Source organism: Streptomyces sp. NPDC051987 (assembly GCF_040680735.1).
Classification (GTDB): Bacteria; Actinomycetota; Actinomycetes; order Streptomycetales; family Streptomycetaceae; genus Streptomyces.
This window is the reverse complement of sequence record NZ_JBFAXI010000118.1, coordinates 1-26,586: the sequence shown is the minus strand read 5'-3', so window position 1 is coordinate 26,586 and position 26,586 is coordinate 1. Positions and strand designations below refer to the sequence as shown.

The following is a 26,586-nucleotide window of genomic DNA, read 5'->3' as shown; positions in this document are numbered from 1 at the left end:
GGGGCCCCCCCCGGAGTCCCGGGGTCCCGCCCCTCGCACGTGCCTGGTGTTACGCGGCCAGCTTCGCCAGCGCCGCGTCGATCCGGGCCAGCGTCTTCTCCTTGCCCAGGATCTCCAGGGACTCGAAGAGCGGCAGGCCGACCGTGCGGCCGGTGACGGCCACCCGGACCGGGGCCTGGGCCTTTCCGAGCTTGAGGCCGTGGGCCTCACCGGCGGCCAGGACGGCCTCCTTCAGGGACTCGGGGGAGGTCCAGTCGGCCGACTCCAGCTTCTCGCGGGCCGTGGCCAGCAGGGCGTCGCTGCCCTCCTTCATCGCCTTGGTCCAGGACGCCTCGTCCTCGACCGGCTCCGCCAGGAACAGGAAGTCGACGTTCTCGGTGATCTCCGAGAGGACCTTCAGGCGGGTCTGCGCGTGCGGGGCGATGGCCTGCCACTTGGCCTCGTCGAAGTCCTCCGGGGCCCAGGGGGCGAAGGGGGCCTTCAGCCAGGGGGCGCAGCGCTCCGTGAAGTCCTTCACCTCCAGCAGGCGGATGTGGTCGGCGTTGATCGCCTCGCACTTCTTCAGGTCGAAGCGGGCCGGGTTGGGGTTCACGTCGGAGACGTCGAAGGCGGCGACCATCTCCTGGATCGTGAAGATGTCCTGGTCCGCGGAGAGCGACCAGCCCAGCAGGGAGAGGTAGTTGAGCAGGCCCTCGGGCAGGAAGCCCCGCTCGCGGTAGAGGTTCAGGGACGACTGCGGGTCGCGCTTGGACAGCTTCTTGTTGCCCTCGCCCATGACGTAGGGGAGGTGTCCGAAGGCGGGGATCCGCTGCGCGAGGCCGAGTTCGATCAGCGCCTTGTAGAGGGCGATCTGGCGCGGGGTGGAGGACAGCAGGTCCTCGCCGCGCAGCACGTGGGTGATCTCCATCAGGGCGTCGTCGACCGGGTTGACCAGGGTGTACAGCGGGGCGCCGTTGGCGCGGACGATGCCGTAGTCCGGGACGTTCTCCGGGGTGAAGGTGAGCTCGCCGCGGACCAGGTCGGTGAAGGTGATGGTCTCGTCGGGCATCCGGAAGCGGACGATCGGCGTGCGGCCCTGGGCCCGGTACTCCTCGACCTGCTCGGCGCTCAGGTCACGGCAGTGGCCGTCGTAGCCGGACGGCCTGCCGGCGGCGCGGGCGGCCTCGCGGCGGGTGTCCAGCTCCTCCTGGGAGCAGTAGCAGTGGTAGGCGTGACCGGCGTCCAGGAGCCTGGCGGCGACGTCGGCGTAGATGTCCATGCGCTGCGACTGGCGGTACGGCGCGTGCGGGCCGCCCACCTCGGGGCCCTCGTCCCAGTCGAAGCCCAGCCAGCGCATCGCGTCCAGGAGCTGCTGGTAGGACTCCTCGGAGTCGCGGGCCGCGTCGGTGTCCTCGATGCGGAAGACGAGCGTGCCCTGGTGGTGCCGGGCGAACGCCCAGTTGAACAGGGCGGTGCGGACCAGGCCCACGTGGGGGTTACCGGTGGGCGAGGGGCAGAAACGTACGCGGACGGGTGCGCTAGCCACGCTTGACAACCTTGTTGGTGAGAGTGCCGATGCCTTCGATGGTGACGGCGACCTCGTCGCCGACGTGGAGGGGGCCGACCCCTGCCGGGGTGCCGGTGAGGATGACGTCGCCCGGGAGCAGCGTCATGGCCTCGGTGATGTGGACGACCAGGTCCGCGACGGAGTGGATCATCTCGCTGGTACGGCCGAGCTGGCGCTGTTCGCCGTTGACCGTGAGCTGGATGGTCAGGTCGGACGCGGTGGCCAGGTCCAGGTCCGTCTCCACCCAGGGGCCGAGCGGGCACGAGGTGTCGAAGCCCTTGGCGCGGGCCCACTGCTTCTCGCGCTGCTGCACGTCGCGGGCGGTGACGTCGTTGGCGCAGGTGTAGCCGAGGATGACGTCCGCGACGCGCTCGCGCGGGACCTCGCGGCACATGCGGCCGATGACCACGGCCAGCTCGGCCTCGTGGTGGAGGTCCTGGGAGAAGGACGGGTACTGGATGTCGTCGCCGGGGCCGATCACCGAGGTGGACGGCTTGAAGAAGGCGAAGGGGACGTCCGGGACCTCGTTGCCCAGCTCCTTGGTGTGCTCCACGTAGTTGCGGCCGTAGGCGACGACCTTGTTGGGGAGCACGGGCGGGAGCAGCCGGACCTTGCTCAGCGGGACCTTCGTGCCGGAGAGCTCGAAGTCCGCGAAGGGAATGCCTTTGATGATGTCGAGGACGAGTTCGTCCTGCTTGTCGCCCTCGACGGCGCCGAAGGCGACGTTCCCGTCGATGGAGAACCTGGCGATGCGCACGGGATCCTGGCGCCCCTCACTGAGCCGGCTGGAGTCTGACGCTCCAGGCTAACGCGGTGAGGGGCGGCCGCCGGGGAATAACCCGGTCACCGGGTGGGTGAGTGATCGGCGGCCGGGTCCCGTACTACTCCGCGACGGAGGTGCCGGCCGGGATCTCCATGAGGATGGTGCGCCGGGGGTTGGCGGTCTGCGAGGGGAGATCGACGGAGTGCTCGGGCAGCTCGGGGGTCTGCAGTTCCTCGGCGTCCTTGAGGTGGGCGAGGGTGGTGCGCCGGGGGTTGGCTATGTTGCGGAACATCATCGTCGTCTTCACGGTTGTGATGGGCCCTGTCGTGTGTGGGTTGGCAGAGACTTCCCTCTTGTAAAGCGTCAGGCTAAACATCGAATTCCCGGCCGAACTCGCCAACAGCCCTTGATCCGCATGTGAGTTTGCTCACTGAGGCAGGGGCAAAGCGGTCATTTCCGACTGGCAACTCACCGCAACGAAACGGACATTGACGAACTGAAGCTGTCATTCCGCTCCTGATCATGGCGACTGGGACACGGCCCGCACGTCGGCAAAGGGCAGGGATACGTCCGGTATGTACGCGAACGGCTTCCACATCTCGTAACGTGTCACTCACACGCTGTCACACAGGTCACAGCTCGGCCCACGGCCCTTGTTGGAGATCCGGCACTGTGCTGGAATTCCACGGACCGCCGCGGGATCGAGCCGGCGCGCAGGGGGCGCAACAGCGCCGAGTGGCGGTGAGACAGGGGGAGCAGCGCCGGTCACACCCACAACCACCAGGGGGCGCATTCAGGGCGCTCCCCCGTACCACGCCGACACCGTGTCCTTCCCTTCCCGGAAGGGCGCCTGGTCCAGAGGTTGCGACGCTAGTGCAGGGACGTTTCAAGAGGGATGGCAGCGCTCCGGCGGAGCCGGAGGCGCACGGCGGGACCGACCGCGGTTCCTCGCCCCAGCACGCCCAGAATCCGGGCCCGGCTTCGGCCGGTGGTGTCGGTGACGGCGGTGAGCGCTCCGGGCGCCCCGCCGTGTCGGCGTCTTCGGGCCCCCAGCCGGCCGCCGCGGCACCCGCTCCGGCGATCAAGCCCGCCAAGGGGTCGTCGAACCCGGGCTCGCGGATGGCCCTGCGCAACTGGCGCATCTCCACGCGCCTGGTGTCGCTGCTCGCGCTCCCCGTGGTGGCGGCGACGACGCTGGGCGCGGTGCGCATCAACCAGTCGCTCGACGACATCCAGCAGCTCGACAACATGAAGCTGCTGACCGACATGACCAAGCAGGCGACCGAGCTGGCCGCCGCGCTCCAGGACGAGCGCGACGAGACCGCCGGTCCGCTGGCGCACGGCACGTCGCCCACGAGCGTCTCGGTCACGGGCCTGGAGGCCAAGACCGACCGCGCCCGCGACAACTTCCTCAACGCCTCCGAGGAAATCGACACCGCGAGCAAGAACGGCCAGCTCCAGGGCGTCCGCGACAGCCTCGTCGGTCTGGCCGGCCAGCTGGACGACCTGGCGAAGATCCGCAAGGACGCGTATCAGCAGCGGGAGAACTCGACCCAGACGGTCGAGGCCTACCACCGGCTGATCACCCAGCTGATCGACCTCTCCCAGGACATGGCGCAGGCCTCCAGCAACCCGGAGATGATCCAGCGCACCCGCGCCCTGGCGGCGTTCTCCACCGCCAAGGAATACGCGTCCGTGCAGCGCGCCGTCATCGCCGCGGCCCTGCCCGCCAACGGCACCAGCGCCGGTGACCTCTCCGAGAACGACCGCCTGTACGGCGAGTCCGCCCAGGAGAGCGAGACCTCCGAGCTGACGATCTTCCGGAAGATCTACGCCGGCAACGCGGCCGACCTGCTCAGCCCGATCGACGGGAACAACCCGACGATCGAGGCCGCGGACACCTACGCCAAGCGTGCGCTCGGCGCCCAGAACGGTCTGAACGAGCTCAGCAGGCGGTCGTACCTCGACTGGGTCGACGACAGCTCGACCAAGATCGACCAGATGCTGAAGATCGAGCACACCCTGCTGGAGGACATGGAGCAGAAGGCGCGCGAGCTGCGCAGCTCCTCCGAGCAGTCGGCGATCATCTCCGGTGCGCTGATCCTGCTCGTCCTCGGTGTCTCCCTGGTCGGCGCCTTCATCGTGGCCCGGTCCATGATCCGCTCACTGCGCCGCCTCCAGGAGACCGCCACCAAGGTCGCCCAGGACCGCCTGCCCGAGCTGGTCAAGCAGCTCTCCGAGTCCGACCCGCAGGACGTCGACACGTCCGTGGAGTCGGTCGGTGTGCACTCCCGGGACGAGATCGGCCAGGTGGCCGCCGCCTTCGACGACGTGCACCGCGAGGCGGTCCGCCTCGCCGCCGAGCAGGCCCTCCTGCGGGGCAACGTCAACGCGATGTTCACCAACCTCTCGCGCCGCTCCCAGGGCCTCATCCAGCGTCAGCTCTCGCTCATCTCCGAACTGGAGTCCCGCGAGGCCGACCCGGACCAGCTGTCCTCCCTCTTCAAGCTCGACCACCTCGCGACGCGTATGCGCCGTAACGGTGAGAACCTCCTCGTCCTCGCCGGTGAGGAGCCCGGCCGTCGCTGGACCCGCCCGGTCCCGCTGGTCGACGTGCTCCGCGCCGCCGCCTCCGAGGTGGAGCAGTACGAGCGCATCGAGCTGGCCGCCGTGCCCACCACCGAGGTCGCCGGCCGCGTGGTCAACGACCTCGTGCACCTGCTCGCCGAGCTGCTGGAGAACGCGACCTCGTTCTCCTCGCCGCAGACCAAGGTCAAGGTCACCGGTCACGCGCTGCCCGACGGCCGCGTCCTGATCGAGATCCACGACACCGGTATCGGCCTCTCCCCCGAGGACCTCGCGGCGATCAACGAGCGACTCGCCTCGCCGCCCACCGTGGACGTCTCGGTCTCCCGCCGCATGGGTCTGTTCGTGGTCGGCCGCCTGTCCCAGCGGCACGGCATCCGCATCCAGCTCCGCCCGTCCGACTCCGGAGGTACGACCGCGCTGGTCATGCTCCCGGTCGACGTGGCCCAGGGCGGCAAGAAGCCCGCTCCCGGCAAGCCCGGCGCCCCGGTGCCGTCCGGTGGTCCGGCGGCCGCGCAGGCCGCGGCCGGTGCGGCCGCCGCCCGGCGCGGCAACGGCCAGGGTGGCGCTCCCGGTTCGCTCGGCGCGGGTTCCCCCGCACCGGCGCTCGGCGGCGGTGCCGGTGCTCCCGGCGGACGCGGTGGCCTCGGCTCCGGCGCTCCCTCCGGCGGCGGCCTGCTCGGCGCCGGCCAGGGTCCCCGGGCCGCGCTGCCCGGCGCGGGCCAGAACGGCGGCCGTCCCGGTGGACCGGGCGGTGGCCGTGGTGCGCAGGGCCGGCCGAACACGGGTGCCGGTGCCTTCGGCAACCAGGACGCGTTCGGCAACCCGCAGGACTCCTTCGGCGGGCAGGACGCCTTCGGCAACCGCGCGCCGGTCCCGCCGCAGCGCTCCGCGAACCCCTCCGACCAGGGCCGTCAGCCCCAGCTGCCGCCGCGCGGCGGCCCGCGGGCCGAGCTGCCCGGCGGCAACCCGCCGGCGGGCCGGCCCAGCTGGAGCGACGACAACGCCCAGCCGCCGCTCTCCCGTGCCTCGCTGGACACCCCGCGCGGCCACGACGAGCAGGACCCGACGCACACCGCGCCGATGCCCCGCATCGACGACCGGCAGGACCTCGGCGCCACCTCGCAGATGCCGGCGATCCCGCAGGCTCCGTCGACCGGCGAGTTCCCGCGCCCGGACTTCGGCACGCCCAACGGCATGCAGAACACGGGGTCGTTCCCGCGGCCGGGCACCACCGGCCCGCAGGACACCGGCTCCTTCCCGCGGCCGGACGTCAACGGCCAGCAGGACTCCGGCCAGTTCGTGCGCTCCGACGTCTTCGGCACGCCGGCTGCGCCGCACAACGGCTCCCAGAACACCGGGCAGTTCGCCGCTCCGCAGGCCTACGACAACGGCTCCACCGGCCAGTTCGCCGCACCGTCCTTCGACGGCAGCAGCACCGGACAGCACTCCCTGCCCGGCCGCCAGAACGGCTACCCGGTCAACGGCCAGAACGGCAACGGCCGCCACACCACGGGCCAGTTCGACCGCCAGGCCACCAACGGCCGCGGCATCGACTTCGGTGCGCCGCAGCGTCCGCCGGTCCGCCAGGAGCCGGAGGCACTGCCGCCGGCCACCGGTCCCGGTGACGGTCGTACCCCGCTGTACGACACGCTGGAGACCAACTGGTTCCACGGCGGCCAGGAGCAGGAACAGCTTCCGCAGCAGGGCAACGGCGCGGCGTCGCTTCCGCCCGTCCCGCCGGTCCCCACCCAGCCGCCGGCGCCCGCCGCCGCGGCCCCCCAGCGTCCCGCCCAGACTGCCTGGCGCACCTCCCCGAACGACGACCTCGTCCGGCAGGCGGAGCGTGTACGGCAGCCGGCGGCGGGCGGTGTCACCACCTCCGGTCTGCCGCGCCGGGTGCCCCGGGCGAACCTGGTTCCGGGCACGGCTCAGCAGCAACAGCACCACACCGGTCCGCAGGTCTCGCGTGCGCCTGATGACGTCCGCGGCCGGCTGACCAATCTCCGTCGGGGTATCGCGCAGGGCAGGCAGGCCGCACCCGGCCCGCAGACCGGCAGCTTCCCGAGCCCCACTCACCAGCAGGAGCGTTAGTTGAGTCCGATGAGCCAGGCGGCACAGAACCTCAACTGGTTGATCACCAACTTCGTGGACAACACCCCTGGTGTGTCCCACACCGTCGTCGTGTCCGCCGACGGTCTCCTTCTGGCGATGTCCGAAGGCTTCCCCCGTGACCGTGCCGACCAGTTGGCAGCCGTCGCGTCCGGGCTCACCTCGCTGACGGCCGGGGCGTCCCGGATCTTCGAGGGCGGCAACGTGGCGCAGACGGTCGTCGAGATGGAACGCGGCTTCCTCTTCCTGATGTCCATCTCCGACGGTTCGTCGCTCGCCGTGCTGGCCCACCCCGAGTGCGACATCGGCCTGGTCGGCTACGAGATGGCGCTGCTGGTCGACCGCGCGGGCGCCGTCCTCACGCCCGACCTGCGCGCCGAACTGCAAGGCAGTCTGCTCCACTGACAGCCCGGATCCAACCCGCCTCACCAAATCACCGTCCGGCCGCCACAATCCCCCCACCGGCCACGTCCGACGGCTAGCCCGACCGACTTGCTGTCCCGCCCGGAGGAACGATGACCCCGCCCACCGCCTCTCATGATCCGTACGCGGAGCCGTACGGGGACGAGGGCGACCAGCCGCTGGTACGTCCTTACGCGATGACCGGCGGCCGGACCCGGCCGCGCTACCAACTCGCCATCGAGGCGCTGATCAGCACCACGGCCGACCCGGCAGCACTCATGGGGCTGCTCCCGGAGCACCAGCGCATCTGCCACCTGTGCCGCGAGGTGAAGTCGGTGGCCGAGGTCTCGGCACTGCTCGCCATGCCGCTCGGTGTGGCCCGGATCCTGGTGGCCGACCTCGCCGAGGCCGGCCTGGTCGCCATCCACCAGCCGGGCGGCGACGAGAACAACGGCGGCGCTCCGGACGTGACGCTGCTCGAAAGGGTGCTCAGTGGACTTCGCAAGCTCTGACGGAGGCCGGGCCACCACCTCCGCGAAGATCGTGGTGGCGGGCGGCTTCGGCGTCGGCAAGACCACCTTCGTGGGAGCGGTCTCCGAGATCAACCCGCTGCGCACGGAGGCCGTGATGACGTCCGCCTCGGCGGGCATCGACGACCTGACGCACACCGGGGACAAGACCACCACCACGGTGGCCATGGACTTCGGCCGTATCACGCTCGACCAGGACCTGATCCTCTACCTGTTCGGCACACCCGGTCAGGACCGTTTCTGGTTCATGTGGGACGACCTGGTCAGGGGTGCCATCGGCGCGGTGGTGCTCGTGGACACCCGGCGCCTGGCCGACTGCTTCCCGGCGGTGGACTACTTCGAGAACAGCGGTCTGCCGTTCGTCATCGCCCTCAACGGCTTCGACGGACACCAGCCCTACACACCCGAAGAGGTGCGCGAGGCGCTGCAGATCGGACCGGACGCGCCGATCATCACGACCGACGCCCGGCACCGCGCCGACGCGAAGAGCGCGCTGATCACGCTGGTGGAGCACGCCCTCATGGCGCGCCTGCGGTAGCCGCGACGCGGTACCCAAATCGGTCGACATGTATGGCAGTTGTCGTATGGAAACCGGAGCCGACTGTGGCCTTTGACACGGTCGGCTCCGGTGTTCATAACGTTTCGGCAGAGGAATCCGGTGGTATCGCCACGCGTCGCGGTCGTGCGGTGCCGCTGTGCGCACAAAGGCCCCGCCTTTTGGCGGGGCTCGCTCTTTATGACCGTTTTATCTGGGGCTTACATCACCATGCTCTGTCCCTACGGACTGTTTGGAAGTGCACCGGCCCCCGTGCTGGAATGCCTGAACTGCCCAATAGTCAAAGACGTACTCAGTAGTGGTCGATGACACACCGGGCTCTGAGAGACTGCGGCACGACGACAGGTGCCCGCCGCCGAGAGGTTGTTGGTCGAGTGAGGCGAAGCAAGAACGGTCCCGAGCCGTCGGCACGGGGCAACTTCACCCCGCCGCCGCGCGCTGCGGCGCCCACCCCTGTGCCAGCCGCGGAACCACCGGCCGCGCCCGCGAAGAGCGGCGGCCGCTTCTCACCGCGGAACTGGCGAGTGCCGACCAGGCTGAACGCGATCCTGCTCATACCCGTGGGCGTCGGACTGGTCATGGGCGGCTTCCAGGTGAAGAGCTCCATCGACACCTGGCAGGACGCCCGGGACGCGGAGAACACCGCGCGCCTGGTCCGTGCCGCCCTGACCTACGGCGACGCCCTCTACAACGAGCGCGACGTCAGCGCGGCGCCGATCCTGCTGAACAAGGACAAGGCGACCGTCACCCAGGCGCGTGCCGAGACCGACAAGGCCGCCGACGCCTTCGACGCCGCCGCGAAGAACATGCCGAACAAGCCGGGCCTGGAGCGCCGGCTGAAGCTGTTCCGCGAGGCCGAGCCCAAGCTCACGACCCTGCGTGAAGCCGCGTACACCAGCAAGCTCGGCGGCGTGAAGACCGAAGAGGGGTACGTCGAGGTCGCCCACCCCCTGATGGAGTTCGCCAACGAGCTCGGTCTGGGCACCGGAAACATCACCTCCTACGGCCGTACCGTCTACGCCATCTCGCTCACCAAGGCCGCCCTGTCGCTGGAGCGGTCGATCGGCATGCACCTGCTGGTCAAGCCCGGCCCGGACGCCGGCAACCTGGCCACCCAGCGGGTCGCCCTCTCCTCGTACGCCTACCTCGAGGGCATCGCCGTCGAGGAGTACGTCGGCGGTGGTACCGAGGCCGACGCTCAGAAGCTGACCGACCTCGAAGCCAAGATCAAGACGGACGGCGCGGCGCTGGTCCAGCAGGCCAAGGCCAAGGACCCGACCTACGTGCCCCCGCCGGCCAAGACCACCACGATGGTCACCGCGCTGGCGACTCTGCAGGACACCGACGCCGCCACCCGCCAGGCGCTGGCCACCCAGGGCATCACCGCCGAGAACTGGTGGACGGTCAACACCCTCAAGTACAACGCCTACCGCACCATCGAGTCGGACATGGCCGACAAGGCGGTGAGCGAGGCCTCCGACATCGCCGACAACGCCAAGACGGACGCGTTCATCACCGCCGCGGCGGTCATGGTCGCGCTGCTCGCCGCGTTCATCCTGGCCGGCATGGTGGCCCGCCAGATGTCCCGCTCGATGCGCCAGCTGCGCAACGCCGCCTTCGGCATCGCCGAGCAGCGCCTGCCGATGCTGGTCGACCAGCTCTCGCGCACCGACCCCGGCCGGGTCGACACCCGGGTGGCGCCGATCCCGATCACCTCGACCGACGAGATCGGCGAAGTCGCCCGCGCCTTCGACCAGGTCCACCGCGAGGCCGTCCGGCTCGCCGCCGAGCAGGCCCTGCTGCGGGGCAACATCAACGCGATCTTCACCAACCTGTCGCGCCGCAACCAGTCGCTGATCGAGGGCCAGCTGACCCTGATCACCGACCTGGAGAACAACGAGGCCGACCCGGACCAGCTGGAGAACCTCTTCAAGCTGGACCACCTCGCGACCCGTATGCGCCGCAACGGCGAGAACCTCCTCGTCCTCGCCGGCGAGGAGCCCGGCCGCCGCTGGGACCAGCCGGTCCCGCTGGTCGACGTGTTGCGCGCCGCCTCCTCCGAGGTGGAGCAGTACGAGCGCATCGAGCTCTCCGGCGTCCCGGAGGCCGAGATCCACGGCCGTGCCGTGACCGACCTCGTGCACCTGCTCGCCGAGCTGCTGGAGAACGCCACCACGTTCTCCTCCCCGCAGACCAAGGTCCGCGTCACCGCGACCCGGCTGCCCGACGGCCGCGTCATGATCGAGATCCACGACAAGGGCATCGGCCTCACCGCCGAGGACTTCGCGGACATCAACCACAAGCTGGCCAACCCGCCGACCGTGGACGCCGCGATCTCCCAGCGCATGGGCCTGTTCGTGGTCGGCCGGCTGTCCGACCGGCACGGCATCCGGGTCCAGCTGCGCCCCTCCGGCGAGCAGGCCGGCACCACCTCCCTGGTCATGCTGCCGGACGCGATCACGCACGGCGGTGGCGGCGAACAACCGCTGGAGCGCGACGAGTTCACGGTCTCGCAGATCATCCCGGAGCAGCAGTTCCAGGCCGAGAGCTTCGGCCAGCCGCAGCTCCAGCCGATGCGTACGGCGGCGGAACTCGGCTTCGACGACAGCCGCTACATCGAGGTCCCCGACGACATCCGCGACCTCGACCCCGTGGGCCGCTCGCTGTTGCGCGAGGAGCGCCGTGCGGCCCTGGAGGCCCAGGCGCAGCCCTCGCAGGGCACAGAGCCTGCCCAGGAGCCGCAGGAGACCTCGGAGATCCCGGCGTACGTCGACGAGTTCGACAGCGGCCGGCAGGGCTACGGCACGAACGGTACGGGCTTCCAGGAGCAGCCCACGGGCTACGACGGGCAGCCGGCGTACCAGGAGCAGCAGCAGACCGCGTACGACGAGCAGTACTACGCGCCGAACGGCGGCCTGCCGCAGAACGACGCGTTCTCGCCCGAGGCGTTCCCCGGCAACGGTGCGGGCGGCGGCTACCCGGAGCCCGCCTATCCGGAGCCTGCCCCGGAGGAGCCCGCGCCCGCGCAGGCAGCGGCCGCCGAGGCGTTCCCGTCCTTCGGCGAGCAGCCCTACCAGGACGACTGGCCGCAGCAGGACAGCTACCAGAACGGCTACCCGGCCCAGTACGCTCCGGAAGCGGAGTCGGCGCAGGCCGGTGACGTGGGCGAGCGGAACCGCGTAGGCTTCGACCGTCCGGGAGCGGCCCCCGCCGCCGGTCACCAGCTGACCGACGCCGGGCTGCCCCGCCGCGGCTCCGCCGCCGGCACCGGGGGCGGCGCGAACGGCGCGGCTCCCGCGCAGCAGGCTCCGGCCGCGGCGCCGACGGCTCCGGAACCAGGCGGCGACAGCTCCTGGCGTTCACAGAACGACGAGCGCTGGCAGCAGGCCTCGGCGCTGCGGAAGCCCAAGGCGGGCGGGGTCACCTCCTCCGGCCTGCCGCGGCGGGTGCCCAAGGCCAACCTGGTCGAGGGAGCCGCCGCGAGCACCCCCCAGGGAGGCCCACAGGTCTCCCGTGCCCCGGAGGACGTCCGGGGCAGGCTGAGCAACCTGCGTCGGGGCGTCCAGCGCGGGCGCAGCGCAGGCAGTGAAACGAACGGCCAGGGCTTCGGTCCTGACAGCACCTACAACCAGGAGCGTTAGTGTGAGCCCGATGAGCCAGGCGGCACAGAACCTGAACTGGTTGATCACCAACTTCGTGGACAACACCCCGGGGGTGTCCCACACGGTGGTGGTCTCCGCCGACGGACTCCTTCTGGCGATGTCCGAAGGCTTCCCCCGCGACCGCGCCGACCAGCTCGCGGCCGTCGCCTCCGGTCTGACGTCTCTGACGGCAGGCGCGTCCCGGATCTTCGAGGGCGGCAGCGTGAACCAGACGGTTGTGGAGATGGAGCGGGGTTTCCTGTTCATCATGTCCATTTCCGATGGTTCCTCGCTGGCGGTCCTGGCCCACCCGGAGGCCGACATCGGCCTGATTGGGTACGAGATGGCCCTTTTGGTGGACCGCGCGGGCACGGTTCTTACCCCGGATCTTCGTGCGGAACTCCAGGGAAGCCTTCTCAACTAATAGTCAGACGGTGCGTTTTGGCGTCCCGGGGCCGTAAGGTTTCGGGACGCGGCTCCACAAGGATGGGTGCCCGGCACGGTCGGAGGAGGAGAGAAAGTGGCAACACCCCCAGGTGGTTCTCATCACGGCAACTGGTCGTACGGGCCTGCGCAGGGCCAGGGCGACGGTGCCGGGAACCGGTACAACTTCCCCTCCGCGCCGAGCCACCGGCAGCCGTACGCTCCGCAGGGCCCTGGTCCCTCGCCGTACGACCAGCCGCCGGCGCCGCGCATCCAGCCGGTGCAGCCGCAGCGTCGCCCCGAGTCGGCGCCGGCCTCGGGGTCCAACAACCCCTTGGTGCGTCCGTACGCCATGACCGGCGGACGGACCCGCCCGCGGTACCAGCTCGCCATCGAGGCGCTGGTGCACACCACCGCACAGCCGCACCAGATGCAGGGCCAGCTGCCCGAGCATCAGCGGATCTGCAACCTCTGCCGGGAGATCAAGTCGGTGGCCGAGATCTCGGCCCTCCTGACGATCCCTCTCGGCGTGGCCAGGATCCTCGTCGCCGACTTGGCGGAGGCGGGCCTGGTCGCCATCCATCAGCCCGGCGGCGACGAGAACGCCGGTGGCCAGCCAGACGTGACACTGCTCGAAAGGGTGCTCAGTGGACTTCGCAAGCTCTAGCGGCGGTCCTTCCCGCTCCACCACCTCCGCGAAGATCGTGGTGGCGGGCGGCTTCGGCGTGGGCAAGACCACGTTCGTCGGCGCCGTCTCGGAGATCAACCCGCTGCGCACAGAGGCCGTGATGACGTCCGCGTCTGCCGGCATCGACGACCTCACCCACACCGGGGACAAGACGACCACCACGGTCGCCATGGACTTCGGCCGCATCACCCTGGACCAGGACCTGATCCTGTACCTGTTCGGCACCCCCGGTCAGGACCGCTTCTGGTTCATGTGGGACGACCTGGTACGCGGCGCCATCGGCGCGATCGTCCTCGTCGACACCCGCCGTCTCGCCGACTGCTTCCCGGCGGTCGACTACTTCGAGAACTCGGGCCTGCCGTTCGTCATCGCCCTCAACGGGTTCGACGGCAACCAGCCCTACAACCCCGAAGAGGTCCGCGAGGCGCTGCAGATCGGGCCGGACACGCCGATCATCACGACGGACGCGCGGCACCGCGCCGACGCGAAGAGCGCGCTGATCACGCTCGTGGAGCACGCTCTCATGGCTCGGCTGCGTTAGGTTCGGCCACGGGGCAGCCGCGGCTGGTGGTACGCCGACTGCCGGTGGTTCCTGGTTGATCGCGCCCACGCGGCGGAGCCGCACATCGATGACAGCCTCGCGCCCCCGAAGGGGCGCTTGCAGGGCCCCTTCTCGGAAGGGGCCCTCGGTGTTTTCAGGAACAGTTCGCCGTCACCATGTCGGCGACCACGCCCCGGCCTCCGGTGGGGCCCGTGTTGGCCGTCCTGGGCGTTGAAGCTGGTGCTCGACGCGTCGGCGGAGGCGCAGCCGGTGCCCGCGTAGCCGGTCCAGGTGACCTTCGGGCTCTGACCGGTACCGCCGCCCGAGGCGCTCGGGGAGGGCGACGGCTTCCGCGTGCCGGCGGCGCCCTGACCCGACAGGGCGGCCCCGGACTCCGAACGGCCGGGGGCGGCCGAGTGCCGGGCGCCGGGTGTCGGGGTGCCGGACGGGCTCGCGGTGGCCGTCGACCGGGCCGAGGCCGAGGCCGTGGGGTCGCCGGTCTCCGGTGGGGTGATGGTCAGCGTGGAGCTTCCGGGGCGGCCCACGGTCAGGGCCACGGCGACGGCGATGCCCGTGGCGAGGACGAGCGGAACGGCGGTGAGCCGGACGCGGACCACGGTAGGACGGGTGGCGGCCCTGGCGAGGGTGTCGTCGACCTCCTTGCGCCGGGCGGCCAGCCGGGCGGCGGCGGCCGTGGGCAGCCAGGCCAGCTCCCGCGGACGGTCCGCCCCGCACAGGGCGACGATCTCCTCGGGCGTCGGGCGGCGCCCGGGATCCTTCTCCAGGCAGCGCCCGACGAGCTGCCGCAGACGCCTGACGGCCGCGCACGCCGTCGGCCCCGTCACCCGGAAGGGGGGGCGGGGCCGACGGTCGTCGTGTGCGGGTGGCGTGCCGGGGGCTCAGTGCCAGCTGTGCGGGGCGCGGAAGCCGTTCTCGCGCTCCAGGCGGCGCCAGCCGGCCTTGGCGCGGCCTCGGTGGGTCTGCTCGGTGTCGGCGGTCGGCCGGGCGGCCGCGCGGGCCAGGAGGACCGCCGTGATGGCGGCGACTTCCTCCGGGTCGGCGTTGCCCTTCTCGACGCGGATGTCAGGCACGTTCATGGGTGTCAGTCTCCGTGAGAGAGGTTTCCGCAGGATTACTGCGGGGGGTTGCCGTGCTTACGGGACGGCAGGTCGGCGTGCTTGGTCTGCAGCATCGCCAGCGACCTGGCGAGCACCTCGCGGGTCTCGGCCGGGTCGATGACGTCGTCGACCAGGCCGCGCTCGGCCGCGTAGTAGGGGTGCATGAGCTCGGCCTTGTACTCCTTGACCATCTTCTGCCGCATGGCCTCGGGGTCCTCGGCCGCGCCGATCTGCCGGCGGAAGATCACGTTGGCCGCTCCCTCGGCGCCCATGACCGCGATCTCGTTCGTCGGCCAGGCGTACGTCAGGTCGGCACCGATCGACTGGGAGTCCATGACGATGTAGGCACCTCCGTACGCCTTGCGCAGGATCAGGGAGATCCGGGGCACGGTCGCGTTGCAGTAGGCGTAGAGGAGCTTCGCGCCGTGGCGGATGATCCCGCCGTGCTCCTGGTCGACGCCGGGGAGGAAGCCCGGTACGTCCAGGAATGTGACGATCGGAACATTGAAAGCGTCACACATCTGAACGAAACGCGCAGCTTTTTCACTGGCCTCGATGTCCAGGACGCCGGCCAGCACCTGCGGCTGGTTGGCGACGATGCCGACCACCTGGCCGTCGATCCGGGCCAGTGCGCAGATGATGTTCCGCGCCCAGCGCTCGTGGACCTCCAGGTACTCGCCGTCGTCGACGATCTCCTCGATGACCTTGGTCATGTCGTACGGCCGGTTGCCGTCCGCCGGGACGAGGTCGAGGAGGACGTCGCTGCGACGCTCGACCGGGTCCGCCGACTCCACCCGGGGCGGGTTCTCGCGGTTGTTCTGCGGGAGGAGGGAGAGCAGGTAGCGGACCTCCGCGATGCAGGTCTCCTCGTCGTCGTACGCGAAGTGGCAGACGCCGGAGGTCTCCGCGTGGACGTCGGCGCCGCCCAGGCCGTTCTGGGTGATCTCCTCGCCGGTGACCGCCTTGACGACGTCCGGGCCGGTGATGAACATCTGCGAGGTCTCGCGGACCATGAAGACGAAGTCGGTGAGGGCGGGGCTGTAGGCCGCGCCGCCCGCGCACGGGCCGAGCATCACACTGATCTGCGGGATGACGCCGGACGCCTTGGTGTTGCGCTGGAAGATGCCGCCGTAGCCGGCCAGGGCGCTGACGCCCTCCTGGATACGGGCGCCGGCACCGTCGTTCAGCGACACCAGCGGGGCACCGGCCGCGATGGCCATGTCCATGATCTTGTGGATCTTGGTGGCGTGGGCCTCACCCAGGGCGCCGCCGAAGATCCGGAAGTCGTGCGCGTAGACGAAGACCGTACGGCCGTCGACCGTGCCCCAGCCGGTGATGACACCGTCGGTGTACGGCTTCTTGGCCTCCAGACCGAAGCCGACCGCGCGGTGCCGGCGCAGCTGCTCGACCTCCTGGAAGGAACCCGGGTCCAGGAGCAGCTCGATGCGCTCCCGGGCCGTCAGCTTGCCCTTGGCGTGCTGCGCCTCGGTCGCCTTCTCGCTGGGGCCCGCCACGGCCGCCGCACGGATCTCGTGCAGCTCGGCGACCCGCCCGCGCGCGTCCGTCGGTTCACCGGTGGGCTCGCCCGTCGTCTCTTCCAAAACGGTCATGTAGTGACCTTACGAAGGACACCAAGGAATACGAGACGTCGACTCCGTACAGTCTCCGACGTGTTTTCCTGGAAGCACTGAACAGAACCAGAACCCCATGCAGTCGTTCCGACTGCTCAGAGGGCCGCACCGTTGTAGGGGTGCCACAAAGGCCGGAGCCGAGACCCGGCTCACATTCACCGGTGGCCCATACCACCCGCGGAGTGACACAGCGCTCCGGACGGCGGTTCCCCGCACAAACCCTAGCCGCTCCCCCCGCGGGTCACGCCGCCGGAAGGGAGACCGAGCCATTACTCTGCGTGCCGACAGGACACGCCGGCAGATGATGTTGAATATTGAACGGAATAGGTCTACGGTGTCTCTCGTTGAGTTCGTTGAACGTTAAACATCAAGGCCGCGCCTTCCCCGTCGACCCCGTTCGACAACGCGGCCCCCGTCCCCCAAGGAGCACGTCATGGGCATCTTCGGCCGCAAGAACGACGAGACGACCGCCGCCGGCGCGAACGCCGACACCGCCGCGCTGACCGGCGACTACACGATCGACCCCGCGCACTCCACGCTCGGTTTCGTGGCCCGCCACGCCATGGTCACCAACGTCAAGGGCAGCTTCCAGGAGTTCGAGGGCGCGTTGCACCTGGACGGCACCGACCCGTCGAAGTCGACGGCCTCGCTGGACATCAAGATGGACAGCATCACCACCGGCAGCCCCGACCGTGACGGTCACCTGAAGTCCGCCGACTTCTTCAAGATCGACGAGTTCCCGACGATGACGTTCCGCTCCACCTCGGCGGAGGCCCTCGGCGGCGAGGACTACCGCATCACCGGCGACCTCACCATTCTCGGCGTCACCCGGCCGGTCACCATCGACCTGGAGTTCAACGGCGCCGCCAAGGACCCGTTCGGCAACGAGCGCGTCGGCTTCGAGGGCAAGGCCGAGATCAAGCGCTCCGACTGGGGCGTCACCTGGAACGCGGCGCTGGAGACCGGCGGCGTCCTCGTCTCCGACAAGATCAAGCTGAACTTCGACATCTCGGCGATCAAGAACGCGTGAGCCCAGGGCGTCGCCCCGCCGCCCCCGAGCGCACCCACCGAGCGCCGCCCTCCACTCCCCCGAGGGCGGCGCTCGGCGTGTGCCGGCTTCTGGTGGGCGGCGGACGGGTACCAGTCCCCGCGCCCCTGCGGGACCCCGGTCACCAGCGGCGCAAGTACCGGCGGACGATCGGCCGGATGTGGTTCGCTGCTGGGGTGACTCAGGAACTGGAGACCGTCGCATTCGCATCCGCCGAGGCGTTCGAGGAATGGCTCGGTGAGAACCACGCCGTCTCGCCCGGCATCTGGCTCAAGCTTCGCAAGAAGGGCCCCGGGATCGTCACGCTGGACTACGCCCAGGCGCTCGACGTGGCGCTCTGCTACGGCTGGATCGACGGCCAGAAGGCCAAGCTCGACGACCAGTGGTGGATTCAGCGGTTCACCCCGCGCAGGCCGCGCAGCAGGTGGTCCAAGGTCAACCGCGACAAGGTGGCCGCCCTGATCGAGCAGGGCCGGATGCGTCCGCCGGGACAGGCCGAGGTCGACCGCGCCAAGGCGGACGGCCGCTGGGAGGCGGCCTACGACAGTGCGAGGACCGCCACGGTGCCGGACGACCTCGCGACGGCCCTGACCGCCGACCCGGCCGCGGCGGCGTTCTTCGAGACACTGGACCGGCAGAACCGTTACGCGATCCTGTACCGGATCCAGGACGCCAAGAAGGCGGAGACCCGGGCGCGCCGGATCGAGACGTACGTGGCGATGCTGGGGAGGGGCGAGAAACCGCACCCGTAGCGGCGGAGTGGGGCCAGGCCGTACCTGGTCACTCCCGTACCCCGAACTGCGGGTCCCACGGCTGACCAGCGGCCCCGCCCCTTCGCCGCTCTCCGCGCCTGGCACTCGCCGCCTGGCACCACTGGCTTGCCTAGCTTGCCGCCACCGCCGGCCGGGTCGCGCCGGGCCCGCGGCGCCTCGGTACCGGCAGCAGCCACCACGCCGACGCCACCGACAGGACCGCGCCCACCGCGATGCCCTCCAGGCGGGTCGGCAGCAACGACTCGGCGTTCTGGCCGAAGTAGCCGAGGAGGAGGGAGAGGGCGCAGGTCATGCCGGCGGCCCAGTAGGCGTAGCTGAGGGGGCGCAGCCAGAGGGCGATCGTGAGGATCGTGAACATCAGGGCCACCGCGGTGTGGCCGGTGATGCCCGCCGCCGCCACGCCGGTGGCCAGGAGCGTGCCGACGCAGGCGCCGGCCAGGCGCTCGACTCCCTTGCGCACGACGTCGGTCCGCCCGCGGTTGCCGCTCGCCGCGACGTAGGCGGTGAGCACGACCCAGGGCCAGTGGTCGTGGAAGAGCAGGTGGCCGACGGCGAAGGCGGCAGCGATCCCGGCGGCCATCTGGAAGGCCATGCGGGTACTGGGGCGGGGGTGGAGACGGGAACGGCGTGCGGGCGGCTCGGGGGTGGGGGCCGGGCGCCAGGGACCGAAGCGGTCGCCCAGGGACTGGACCAGCCAGACCGAGCAGCACGCCAGCGTCGCGATCAGCGCCGACCAAGCCCAGGTCACCAGACCGCTCTGCGCCTCGCGCGGCAGCGCGGGGCCCGGGACCACGAGCAGGGCGACCAGCGGAAGGGCGATGAGCGTGCCGGCCTTGGTGGCGGCCGGGCCGTAGCGGCGGATCCAGATGGCCAGCGCCATCCCGGCCGTGTAGACGGCCGCGCCCGCCGCGTAGTGGGCGGCGAGCAGACGGCCGACGAAGATCGAGGCGGCGGCCGTCGCGGGCAGCAGCACCAGGGAGATCAGCCGTCGGCGGGTGTCGGCGGTGCGCTGGGTCGAGGAGAGGGTCAGGGTGAGGGCGACCGCCAGGACCAGCACGTCGGTGTGCAGCCCGGCCGCCCCCTCCAGCGCCAGCGCGGCTCCCCAGCAGAGCAGGACGGCCGTCATCGTCAACCCGGCTTCGTACGCATTGCGTATGAGTGTGGCGGTCACGAGCTGAGAGTACCGGGATTGTTCGGCGTCGAATAGTAAGTATTCGCGTACGATCTTCTGCCATGGACCACCTCACCGAAGCCGCCCTGATCCGTCGTGCCGTCCTGCGGTTCAACCGTCGGCTGCGGCAGGAGCGCGGGGACGGGAGCCTCAGTCCCAACCAGCTGTCGGTCCTCGGCCACCTCTACCGGCGCGGGCCGTCCACGCCGGGTGAGGTCGCGGCCGCCGAGCGGCAGCGGCCGCAGTCGCTGACCCGGGTCTTCGCGGAGCTGCAGGCGGAGGGGCTGGTCGGGCGGGCGCCGTCCCCGTCCGACGGGCGGCAGTCCGTGCTCAGCATCACCGAGGAGGGGCGGCGGGCGCTGGAGGACGACATGGCACAGCGGGACGCCTGGCTGGCGGGGGCCCTCGAGTCACTGAGCGAGACCGAGCGCGGGGTGCTGCTGCTCGCCGCCGCCGTGATGGAACGGCTGGGGGACACGGCGTAGGTCAGAAGCCGCCGCCGAAGTCCCCGCTGTCCCCGCCCCCGAAGTCGCCGCCTCCCCCGCCGAAATCGCCGAAGTCCCCGGGGTCGAAGTCCGCGCCCGACACGTCGCCGCCCTGGTAGCCGCCGGTGTCGAAGCCGCCGAAGTCGCCGTACCCGGTGCCGTAGTCGGCCGCGTAGGCGGGGGCCGACATCCAGCCGCCCAGCGCGGTGCCGATGAGCAGGCCGGGGAGGATGCCGCCGCCGAAGTAGCCGCCCGCCCAGGGGCCGTAGGCGGGGCCCGCGTCCCAGTAGGGGCGGCGGCCGTGGTCGGTGTCGACCTCCCGGACCGCGGGGTCGCGGCCGTCGGCCAGGCGGGTGGCGTCGGCCGCGCAGACCGGGACCTCGCGGGGCGCGCCGCCGGCCGGGGTCCAGGTGGCGTCCGTGACCGAGGGGCCGTGCCGGGGGTCGAAGAAGCAGGGCGGGCGGCGCTCCGGGAGCGGTCGGCCCTCGCGGCGGGCGGCCAGCCGGGCGAGCGAGAAGCGGCCGTCCTCCAGGGTCTCGGTGACCGCCCGGACGTCCTCGGGCCTGCGGGCGCCGGCCATCGCGGACTTCGCCTGGTCGTAGGCGTTCAGCGCCCGCTCGTAGTCGGCGCGCATCGCGTCGTCGGCGCCCGGCTCGGCCGGGTGGAAGTCGAGGCGGTCCAGTTCCTCGCCGAACGCGGTGATGTCCTCGTCCACGACCACCCGGAGCCGGTCCAGGGCGGCCCGCTGCTCCTCCTCGTGCCGTCGCCGGTTGCGGCGGACCAGGGCGTACGCGCCCGCCCCGCCGGCCACCACCACGGCGCCGAGCGCGATCAGCGCCGTACTGGAGACTCCCGAGCCGCTCGTGCCGCCGCCCCAGGACGAGGGGGCCTTGCCGCCCATGTTGGCCAGGGCGCGGTCGGTGAAGTCGGTCAGCTGGGTCCCGGCGCTCTCGCCCTGGACGCTGGTGACCAGGTTCTGGACGGCCGTCCGGGGCAGCACCGAGGCGTCGGCGCGGGCGTCGAAGCGGTCGCCGAGGCGGACGGCGTAGAGGCCGGTGACGCCGGTGGCGGTGCGCAGGTTCGTGAAGAGGTCCTTGGTGGGATAGCCGGCCGGCAGGACGGCGATGAACAGGGGTTTGTCCGCGTCCTTGATCTGCCGGGCCAGGCTGTCGGCGTCGGCCGCGGAGAGCTGGGCGGCGGCCGCCGGGTCGACGTACACCGGGTTCTTGCGCAGGGCGTCCGCGATCGCCGAGACGCCGGTGACCGCGCCGGCCCGAGGGGCGGCCGTGGTCAGGGCGAGCAGCGCCAGCGCGAGCGCCAGGAAGAGCAGCCCCGGGAGGCTTCGGGTGGTCCGTCGCACCGCCTTCATGCTTCGAACCTACCCCGAAGCCTCACCGGGAGCGCTGTCCTCCTACGCTGCCCGGTACGCCTCCGCCAGCTTCTCCACCGCCGCCCCGTACCTGCCGGTCAGCAGCAGGTGGTCCGCGTCGGCGAAGGGCTTGGAGACGGCCGCGGTGACCGACTGCCCGATCTTCGCCTGGACCAGCAGCCGGGCCTTGCCGACCAGCTTGCGGCCGGCCGCGTCGGCGCCCGCCCGCTCGGCCGCCCTCGCCGCCGCGCCGAGCGCCCTCAGGGTGGCCTCACCGCCCTTGGGCACCCTGGTCAGGGTGGTCAGTCCCCAGCCGTACGGGTACTGCGGGTCGTACGACGCGTCGCCCACGTTGATCGGCAGCTGCGCCTCGGACTTCGGCCAGGTGACCGGGAGCTGACCGGTGAAAGCCCGCTTCCCGTAGAGCACGTCGGCCACGCCGTCGCCCTCCGTGCCCGGCAGCCAGGACGCCACCAGGGCGTCGATCTCGCCGAGCCGGTCGCCGATGAGCTGGGGGCGCCCGGAGACGACCAGCACCGCGCACTTCATGGCCGCGCACACCTTGTCCACGGCTGCCTGGTCGGCAGCGGACAGCACCAGGTCGTTGCCGTTGCCGACGTCTCCGACGCCCTCGGCGTACGGGGTCTCGCCGACCACGACGACGCCCACGTCGTAGCCGCCGGTCGGCGCCGAGGCGTCCTGGGAGTAGGTGACGTCTCCCCCGGCGTTGCGCATGCCCTGGAGGATGGTGGTGCCGGTGGTGTGGGTGCCGGAGGCGCCCTGCCAGGTGATGGTCCAGCCGCCGGTCTGGTTGCCGAGGTCGTCGGCGTTGGACCCGGCGACGTACACCTTCTCCGACGTCTTCAGGGGCAGCACGCCGCCGGAGTTCTTCAGCAGCACCTGCGACTCGGCGGCCGCCTGCCGGGCGACGGCGCGGTGCGCGGTGGAGCCGATCTTCGAGGCGCCGGACGTGTCGGCGTACGGGTGCTCGAAGAGGCCCAGCCGGAACTTCTGGGTGAGGATGCGGGACACCGCGTCGTCGATGCGCCGCTCGCTGACGGTGCCCGCCTTCACCTGGTCGATCAGGGTCTTCGTGAAGTCCTGGTAGCTGTACGGCACCATCATCATGTCGACGCCCGCGTTGACGGCCGTGCTGACGTGCGACGCGTAGTCGCCCGGGAGCTGGTCGATGGCGTTCCAGTCGCTGATCACGAAGCCCTTGAAGCCCATCCGGCCCTTGAGCACCCCGTTGATCATGTCGGCGCGGGCGTGCATCTTCACCGGGCCCCGGCCGTCGCCGATGATCTCCAGCGAGGAGTACGACGGCATGACGGTGCCGATGCCCCGGTCCACGGCCGTCCGGTACGGCGCCAGGTGGACGGCCTCCAACTGCTGCCGGGTGACCGTGGTGACGCCCTGGTCGATGGTGTAGGTCCCGGTCGTGGACGAGCCGTAGGCCGTGCCGCCGTCGCCGACGAAGTGCTTGGCGGTGGCCAGGACCTTGTCGTCGTCCTTCAGGTCCCGTCCGTCGGCGCGGCCCTGGAGGCCCTGGATGACGGTCTCCATGGACTTCACCAGCGCCGGGTCCTCGCCGAAGGACTCGTAGGAGCGGCCCCAGCGTTCGTCACGGGTGACGCAGAGGCACGGGGCGAAGTCCCAGGAGACGCCGGTGGCCCGGACCTCGGCGGCGGTCACCGCGCCGGCCTTCTCGGCGAGCCCGGGGTCGCGGGTGGCGCCGATGCCGATGTTGTGCGGCGTGATCGTGGCGCCGGCCAGGTTGTTGTGGCCGTGGACGGCGTCGGCGCCGTAGATCAGCGGGATCTGGAACCGGGTCGCCTGCGCCCTGAGCTGGAAGCCGTCGATCATCTGCGCCCAGGCCGCGGCCGTGTTGGGCGTGGGGGTGGAGCCGCCGCCGGAGAGCAGCGAGCCGAGGTCGTACGCCGCGATGTCGCCGCCGCTGCCGACCGCCCCGCGCTCGGCCTGGGTCATCTGGCCGGCCTTCTCCTCCAGGGACATCCGGGAGAGGAGGTCGGCGACCCGCTTCTTCACGGGCAACTTGCTGTCAAGATACGGCAGTCCATGCGCGTCGATGACGACCTGCGGGGTCTCGGCGGGGGCCTTGGCGCCGGTGACGGTGAGCTTCAGCGGGATGGTCTCGGCCGGTTCGGCCGAACGGTCCTTCAGCGTCGGCACCTTGACGGTCTGCGTGGCCCCGGAGGCCGTACCGGCCGGGAAGGTGAGGGTGCCGGAGACCGCCTGGTAGTCCCTGCCCGCCTCGGCGGTGCCGCCCGCCGTCGTGTACGCGACGGTGACCGGGTCGTCGATCGGGGCGGAGCCGGTGGTGGCGACGGTGACCTTCACGCTCGCCGTGCCGCCCTCCTTCACCGGGTACACGGCCGCGTCCGTGGTGACGGAGGCCCGCAGCGCCTGGTCCGCCTTGCCGTACAGCTCCACGTCGTCCATGGCGAACCGGCCCTTGACCCCGACGGGGAGGGTGACCGCGTAGCCCCACATCTGGGTCAGGCCGAGGACGTGGTCGATGCCGCCGACCGGCTGGTAGTCGGTCCGGTAGACGAAGTCGGTGAACGGGATCTCGATCTGCTTCCAGCCGGTGAAGTCGTCGGTGAAGGACGTCGTCCACAGCTCGGAGGCCTCGCCGTTGGTGCCGCCGTCCTTGATCTCGAAGGCGACCTTCTTGCCGTTGTCCTGGCCGTCCCACCAGAAACGGATGCCCTGGTGCGCGGACCAGTCGTGGGCGGGCTCGGTCGCGGCGAAGTCGTGGCTGAAGCCGCCGTAGCCGCTGATGTCGTAGGTCCCGGCGAGGACTTTCGCCCCCTCGGGGGCGTCGGCGCGGTCGGCGAGCTGGAGGGCGGGCGGGTCGTCGCTGTCGCCTCCCCAGGTGAAGATGCCCTCGGCGGGCTGGGAGGCGAAGGGGACCTCCCCCTCGAAGCGGTCGACGGGGGTGGGGGCCGGGTCGTCGGCGGCGCTGGCGGCGGACAGGGGGATCAGGGCTGCGAGCAGTGCGGTGGAGACGAGCAGGGCGGCTCTTGGCATGGACCTTCCCTCGACTCTCTGGTTCACTCGGGGCTCTCACAGTTCACTCATGGCTTAGATCACGTCGTGAGTTAACTAACGGCTCGCACCTCCGTCAAGACGTCCCGTCAGGAAGGGCGATGTGCCCATGAGAAGAACCCCCCACACCCTGCGCCTGTTGCTGGCCGGGCTGCTCACCGCGGCCGGTCTCGGCGCCGCCGTGCCGCCTGCGCACGCGGCCGGCGAGCAGGTCACCGCGTACCTCACCACCACCGACGACTCCGCCGGACGCCATGTCACCCGTGGGCTCCAGGCGCAGACACCGTTCGCCTTCTCCTCCGGGACCGGGGGCGGCGGCACGAACATCACGGTCGACGAGAACACCCGCTACCAGACCTTCACCGGCGGCGGCGCGTCCTTCACCGACACCGCGGCCTGGCTGATGAACAGCAGCGGGGCGCTGTCCCAGGCCACCCGGGACGCCACCATGAAGAAGCTGTTCTCCCCCACGGACGGCATCGGTCTGTCGTTCCTGCGCAATCCCATGGGCGCCTCGGACCTGGCTCGGTACGGGTACACGTACGACGACGTACCCGCCGGGCAGACCGACCCGAACCTGAACAGCTTCTCCATCTCGCACGACCTCGCGGACGTCGTGCCGCTCACCAGGCAGGCGCTCCAGCTGAATCCCTCCCTGACTGTCATGGCCTCGCCATGGACGGCGCCGACCTGGATGAAGGACAGCGGTTCGCTCAACGGGGGCTGGCTCAAGTCGGAGGACTACGCCGCCTACGCGGCGTACTTCGTGAAGTACATCCAGGCGTACCAGGCACAAGACGTCAAGGTCTCCTACGTGACCCCGCAGAACGAGCCCACCTGTTGTTCCGGCTACCCGTCGATGAGCTGGAACGCCTCCGGGCTGCAGTACTTCCTCAAGAACGACCTGCTGCCGCAGCTCCAGTCGGCCGGGCTGTCCACCAAGGTCCTCGCGCACGACTGGAACTGGGACGTGTACGACTCGTACGCGGCCGCGCTCGTCGACGACGCGACGATCCGCGACCACCCCAACTTCGGCGGGATCGCCTGGCACGGCTACGGCGGTGACGTCTCCGAGCAGACCACCGTGCACGACCGGTACCCCACCCTGGACGCCTTCGGCACCGAGCACTCCGGCGGCACGTGGATCACCGACCAGCAGGCGCAGGACATGGCCGACATCATCGACTACACCCGCAACTGGGCGAAGTCGGTGACCAAGTGGTCGCTGGCCGTGGACCAGAACATGGGCCCGCACAACGGCGGCTGCGGCACCTGCACGGGCCTGGTCACCGTGCACGACGGGGACGGCGCGAGCGGGACGGTCGACTACACCGTCGAGTACTACGACATGGGCCACCTGACGAAGTTCGTCCGGCCCGGTGCGCAGCGGATCGCCTCCACCGCGTCCACCACCGTGCCGAACGTGGCCTGGCGCAACCCGGACGGCTCGAAGGCGCTGATCGCCTACAACGGCTCGTCGAGCGCGCAGACGGTGACCATCAACTGGGGGTCCCAGCACGCCACCTACGCGCTCCCCGGCAGGACCTCGGCGACCTTCACCTGGTCCGGCACCCAGTCGGGCGGCGGCAGCCAGACCGGGGCTTTCGTGGGGCTCGCGAACAAGTGCCTTGACGTGGCGGGAGGTTCGACCGCCAACGGCACGGCCGTCCAGCTCTACGACTGCAACGGCACCACCGCGCAGCAGTGGACCGTGCAGTCCGACGGGTCGATCAGGGCGCTCGGCAAGTGCCTCGACGTGACGTCGGCGTCGACGGCGGACGGCGCGAAGGTGCAGTTGTACGACTGCAACGGCACCGGGGCGCAGCAGTGGTCGTACAACTCGTCCACCGGTGACGTGGTGAACACGGCGGCGAACAGGTGCCTGGACGTCACGGACAACTCGTCGGCGAACGGGGCCAGGGCGCAGATCTGGTCCTGCACGGGCGCCGCCAACCAGAAGTGGCACCTGCAGTAGGCGCCCTCGCCCAGGGGGCTCCGCCCCCCCGGACCCCCCGGGCCCTCGCCCACCCACCACCCGACTCGGTCGCGCCGAACACCAGCTCGCGAACCGGCTGCGCCGGGGCTTCCGCAGGCTCCTCGCCGAACGCGGCGCCGACCTCTCCTACGGCCG

General features: G+C 70.8%; 21 protein-coding genes and 1 pseudogene. 13 read left to right on the top strand and 9 right to left on the bottom strand.

Annotated elements, in window-relative coordinates; all coding sequences use genetic code 11:
* Window positions 1–49: 49 nt before the first annotated feature.
* The 3 genes from gltX to AB0M11_RS36935 form a co-directional block, all read right to left on the bottom strand.
* Complete coding sequence (gltX, locus tag AB0M11_RS36945) at window positions 50–1,534, bottom strand: glutamate--tRNA ligase (protein ID WP_365712559.1); 1,485 nt, start codon at window positions 1,532–1,534, stop codon at window positions 50–52.
* Window positions 1,518–2,303, bottom strand: a complete 786-nt coding sequence (locus AB0M11_RS36940) for a fumarylacetoacetate hydrolase family protein (protein ID WP_365712558.1) — start codon at window positions 2,301–2,303, stop codon at window positions 1,518–1,520. The genes gltX and AB0M11_RS36940 overlap by 17 nt, the downstream gene beginning before the upstream one ends.
* Before the next feature lie 124 nt (window positions 2,304–2,427).
* A complete protein-coding gene (locus tag AB0M11_RS36935) occupies window positions 2,428–2,616 on the bottom strand; it encodes a hypothetical protein (protein ID WP_365712557.1) in 189 nt (62 codons plus the stop codon).
* Between the two features lie 566 nt (window positions 2,617–3,182).
* On the opposite strand from AB0M11_RS36935, the gene AB0M11_RS36930 reads away from it, so the two are divergent.
* The 8 genes from AB0M11_RS36930 to AB0M11_RS36895 all read left to right on the top strand — a co-directional run bounded on the left by AB0M11_RS36930 (window position 3,183) and on the right by AB0M11_RS36895 (window position 13,788).
* Entirely contained in the window at window positions 3,183–6,989 is a 3,807-nt protein-coding gene (locus AB0M11_RS36930; protein WP_365712556.1) for a nitrate- and nitrite sensing domain-containing protein, read from the top strand.
* Window positions 6,990–6,998: 9 nt separating this feature from the next.
* Entirely contained in the window at window positions 6,999–7,412 is a 414-nt protein-coding gene (locus AB0M11_RS36925; RefSeq protein WP_030382516.1) for a roadblock/LC7 domain-containing protein, read from the top strand.
* A 110-nt stretch (window positions 7,413–7,522) separates the two neighbouring features.
* The gene (locus AB0M11_RS36920) at window positions 7,523–7,921 is read left to right on the top strand and encodes a DUF742 domain-containing protein (protein ID WP_019058642.1); all 399 of its coding nucleotides are present in this window, start codon (window positions 7,523–7,525) and stop codon (window positions 7,919–7,921) included.
* Window positions 7,902–8,477: an ATP/GTP-binding protein gene (locus AB0M11_RS36915; RefSeq protein ID WP_046729249.1), complete on the top strand. Its 576-nt coding sequence runs from the start codon at window positions 7,902–7,904 to the stop codon at window positions 8,475–8,477. The genes AB0M11_RS36920 and AB0M11_RS36915 overlap by 20 nt, the downstream gene beginning before the upstream one ends.
* Window positions 8,478–8,869: 392 nt before the next feature.
* A complete protein-coding gene (locus AB0M11_RS36910; protein WP_365712555.1) occupies window positions 8,870–12,136 on the top strand; it encodes a nitrate- and nitrite sensing domain-containing protein in 3,267 nt (1,088 codons plus the stop codon).
* Between the two features lie 10 nt (window positions 12,137–12,146).
* Entirely contained in the window at window positions 12,147–12,560 is a 414-nt protein-coding gene (locus tag AB0M11_RS36905; RefSeq protein WP_004983065.1) for a roadblock/LC7 domain-containing protein, read from the top strand.
* A gap of 96 nt (window positions 12,561–12,656) precedes the next feature.
* On the top strand, window positions 12,657–13,226 hold the full coding sequence (locus AB0M11_RS36900) for a DUF742 domain-containing protein (RefSeq protein WP_365712554.1): 570 nt from the start codon (window positions 12,657–12,659) through the stop codon (window positions 13,224–13,226).
* Window positions 13,207–13,788 carry an ATP/GTP-binding protein gene (locus AB0M11_RS36895; protein WP_046729246.1) on the top strand — a complete coding sequence of 194 codons (582 nt, stop codon included), beginning with the start codon at window positions 13,207–13,209 and terminating at the stop codon, window positions 13,786–13,788. The genes AB0M11_RS36900 and AB0M11_RS36895 overlap by 20 nt, the downstream gene beginning before the upstream one ends.
* Here the strand turns inward: AB0M11_RS36895 and AB0M11_RS36890 are convergent.
* Genes AB0M11_RS36890 through AB0M11_RS36880 form a run of 3 tightly spaced genes read right to left on the bottom strand, consistent with a single transcriptional unit; the run spans window position 13,785 to window position 16,516 of the window.
* The gene (locus AB0M11_RS36890) at window positions 13,785–14,633 is read right to left on the bottom strand and encodes a hypothetical protein (RefSeq protein WP_365712553.1); all 849 of its coding nucleotides are present in this window, start codon (window positions 14,631–14,633) and stop codon (window positions 13,785–13,787) included. The two genes, AB0M11_RS36895 and AB0M11_RS36890, sit on opposite strands and share 4 nt — an antisense overlap.
* A gap of 54 nt (window positions 14,634–14,687) precedes the next feature.
* On the bottom strand, window positions 14,688–14,885 hold the full coding sequence (locus AB0M11_RS36885) for an acyl-CoA carboxylase subunit epsilon (RefSeq protein ID WP_089098553.1): 198 nt from the start codon (window positions 14,883–14,885) through the stop codon (window positions 14,688–14,690).
* Between the two features lie 35 nt (window positions 14,886–14,920).
* A complete protein-coding gene (locus AB0M11_RS36880) occupies window positions 14,921–16,516 on the bottom strand; it encodes an acyl-CoA carboxylase subunit beta (RefSeq protein WP_365712552.1) in 1,596 nt (531 codons plus the stop codon).
* A 454-nt stretch (window positions 16,517–16,970) separates the two neighbouring features.
* On the opposite strand from AB0M11_RS36880, the gene AB0M11_RS36875 reads away from it, so the two are divergent.
* Together AB0M11_RS36875 and AB0M11_RS36870 are read left to right on the top strand one after the other, a co-directional pair.
* Window positions 16,971–17,567 (top strand): YceI family protein, encoded by a 597-nt coding sequence (locus AB0M11_RS36875; RefSeq protein ID WP_365712551.1) that lies wholly within the window; start codon window positions 16,971–16,973, stop codon window positions 17,565–17,567.
* A 176-nt stretch (window positions 17,568–17,743) separates the two neighbouring features.
* Window positions 17,744–18,337, top strand: coding sequence for a YdeI/OmpD-associated family protein (locus AB0M11_RS36870; protein ID WP_365712550.1), 594 nt, complete (start codon window positions 17,744–17,746; stop codon window positions 18,335–18,337).
* A 130-nt stretch (window positions 18,338–18,467) separates the two neighbouring features.
* Here the strand turns inward: AB0M11_RS36870 and AB0M11_RS36865 are convergent, their stop codons facing one another.
* On the bottom strand, window positions 18,468–19,529 hold the full coding sequence (locus AB0M11_RS36865) for an FUSC family protein (RefSeq protein ID WP_365712549.1): 1,062 nt from the start codon (window positions 19,527–19,529) through the stop codon (window positions 18,468–18,470).
* Between the two features lie 62 nt (window positions 19,530–19,591).
* On the opposite strand from AB0M11_RS36865, the gene AB0M11_RS36860 reads away from it, so the two are divergent.
* Window positions 19,592–20,014, top strand: a complete 423-nt coding sequence (locus AB0M11_RS36860) for a MarR family transcriptional regulator (RefSeq protein ID WP_365712548.1) — start codon at window positions 19,592–19,594, stop codon at window positions 20,012–20,014.
* 1 nt (window position 20,015) lies between these two features.
* Here AB0M11_RS36860 and AB0M11_RS36855 read toward each other — a convergent pair whose 3' ends face one another.
* Both AB0M11_RS36855 and AB0M11_RS36850 read right to left on the bottom strand, forming a co-directional pair.
* Window positions 20,016–21,383, bottom strand: coding sequence for a hypothetical protein (locus AB0M11_RS36855; RefSeq protein ID WP_365712547.1), 1,368 nt, complete (start codon window positions 21,381–21,383; stop codon window positions 20,016–20,018).
* Window positions 21,384–21,425: 42 nt separating this feature from the next.
* On the bottom strand, window positions 21,426–24,437 hold the full coding sequence (locus AB0M11_RS36850) for a glycoside hydrolase family 3 N-terminal domain-containing protein (RefSeq protein WP_365712546.1): 3,012 nt from the start codon (window positions 24,435–24,437) through the stop codon (window positions 21,426–21,428).
* 127 nt (window positions 24,438–24,564) lie between these two features.
* On the opposite strand from AB0M11_RS36850, the gene AB0M11_RS36845 reads away from it, so the two are divergent.
* Together AB0M11_RS36845 and AB0M11_RS36840 are read left to right on the top strand one after the other, a co-directional pair.
* Window positions 24,565–26,430 (top strand): ricin-type beta-trefoil lectin domain protein, encoded by a 1,866-nt coding sequence (locus AB0M11_RS36845; RefSeq protein WP_365712545.1) that lies wholly within the window; start codon window positions 24,565–24,567, stop codon window positions 26,428–26,430.
* A 76-nt stretch (window positions 26,431–26,506) separates the two neighbouring features.
* A pseudogene (locus tag AB0M11_RS36840) lies at window positions 26,507–26,586 on the top strand (SAM-dependent methyltransferase); the annotation flags it as partial.

Bases quoted from the DNA above. Each gene is read 5' to 3' on its own strand.
- AB0M11_RS36905 (WP_004983065.1), top strand. From the start codon at position 12,147: ATGAGCCAGGCGGCACAGAACCTGAACTGGTTGATCACCAACTTCGTG.
- AB0M11_RS36850 (WP_365712546.1), bottom strand. From the start codon at position 24,437: ATGCCAAGAGCCGCCCTGCTCGTCTCCACCGCACTGCTCGCAGCCCTG.
- AB0M11_RS36870 (WP_365712550.1), top strand. From the start codon at position 17,744: ATGTGGTTCGCTGCTGGGGTGACTCAGGAACTGGAGACCGTCGCATTC.
- AB0M11_RS36880 (WP_365712552.1), bottom strand. From the start codon at position 16,516: ATGACCGTTTTGGAAGAGACGACGGGCGAGCCCACCGGTGAACCGACG.
- AB0M11_RS36860 (WP_365712548.1), top strand. From the start codon at position 19,592: ATGGACCACCTCACCGAAGCCGCCCTGATCCGTCGTGCCGTCCTGCGG.
- AB0M11_RS36875 (WP_365712551.1), top strand. From the start codon at position 16,971: ATGGGCATCTTCGGCCGCAAGAACGACGAGACGACCGCCGCCGGCGCG.
- AB0M11_RS36920 (WP_019058642.1), top strand. From the start codon at position 7,523: ATGACCCCGCCCACCGCCTCTCATGATCCGTACGCGGAGCCGTACGGG.
- AB0M11_RS36845 (WP_365712545.1), top strand. From the start codon at position 24,565: ATGAGAAGAACCCCCCACACCCTGCGCCTGTTGCTGGCCGGGCTGCTC.
- AB0M11_RS36885 (WP_089098553.1), bottom strand. From the start codon at position 14,885: ATGAACGTGCCTGACATCCGCGTCGAGAAGGGCAACGCCGACCCGGAG.
- AB0M11_RS36925 (WP_030382516.1), top strand. From the start codon at position 6,999: ATGAGCCAGGCGGCACAGAACCTCAACTGGTTGATCACCAACTTCGTG.
- AB0M11_RS36855 (WP_365712547.1), bottom strand. From the start codon at position 21,383: ATGAAGGCGGTGCGACGGACCACCCGAAGCCTCCCGGGGCTGCTCTTC.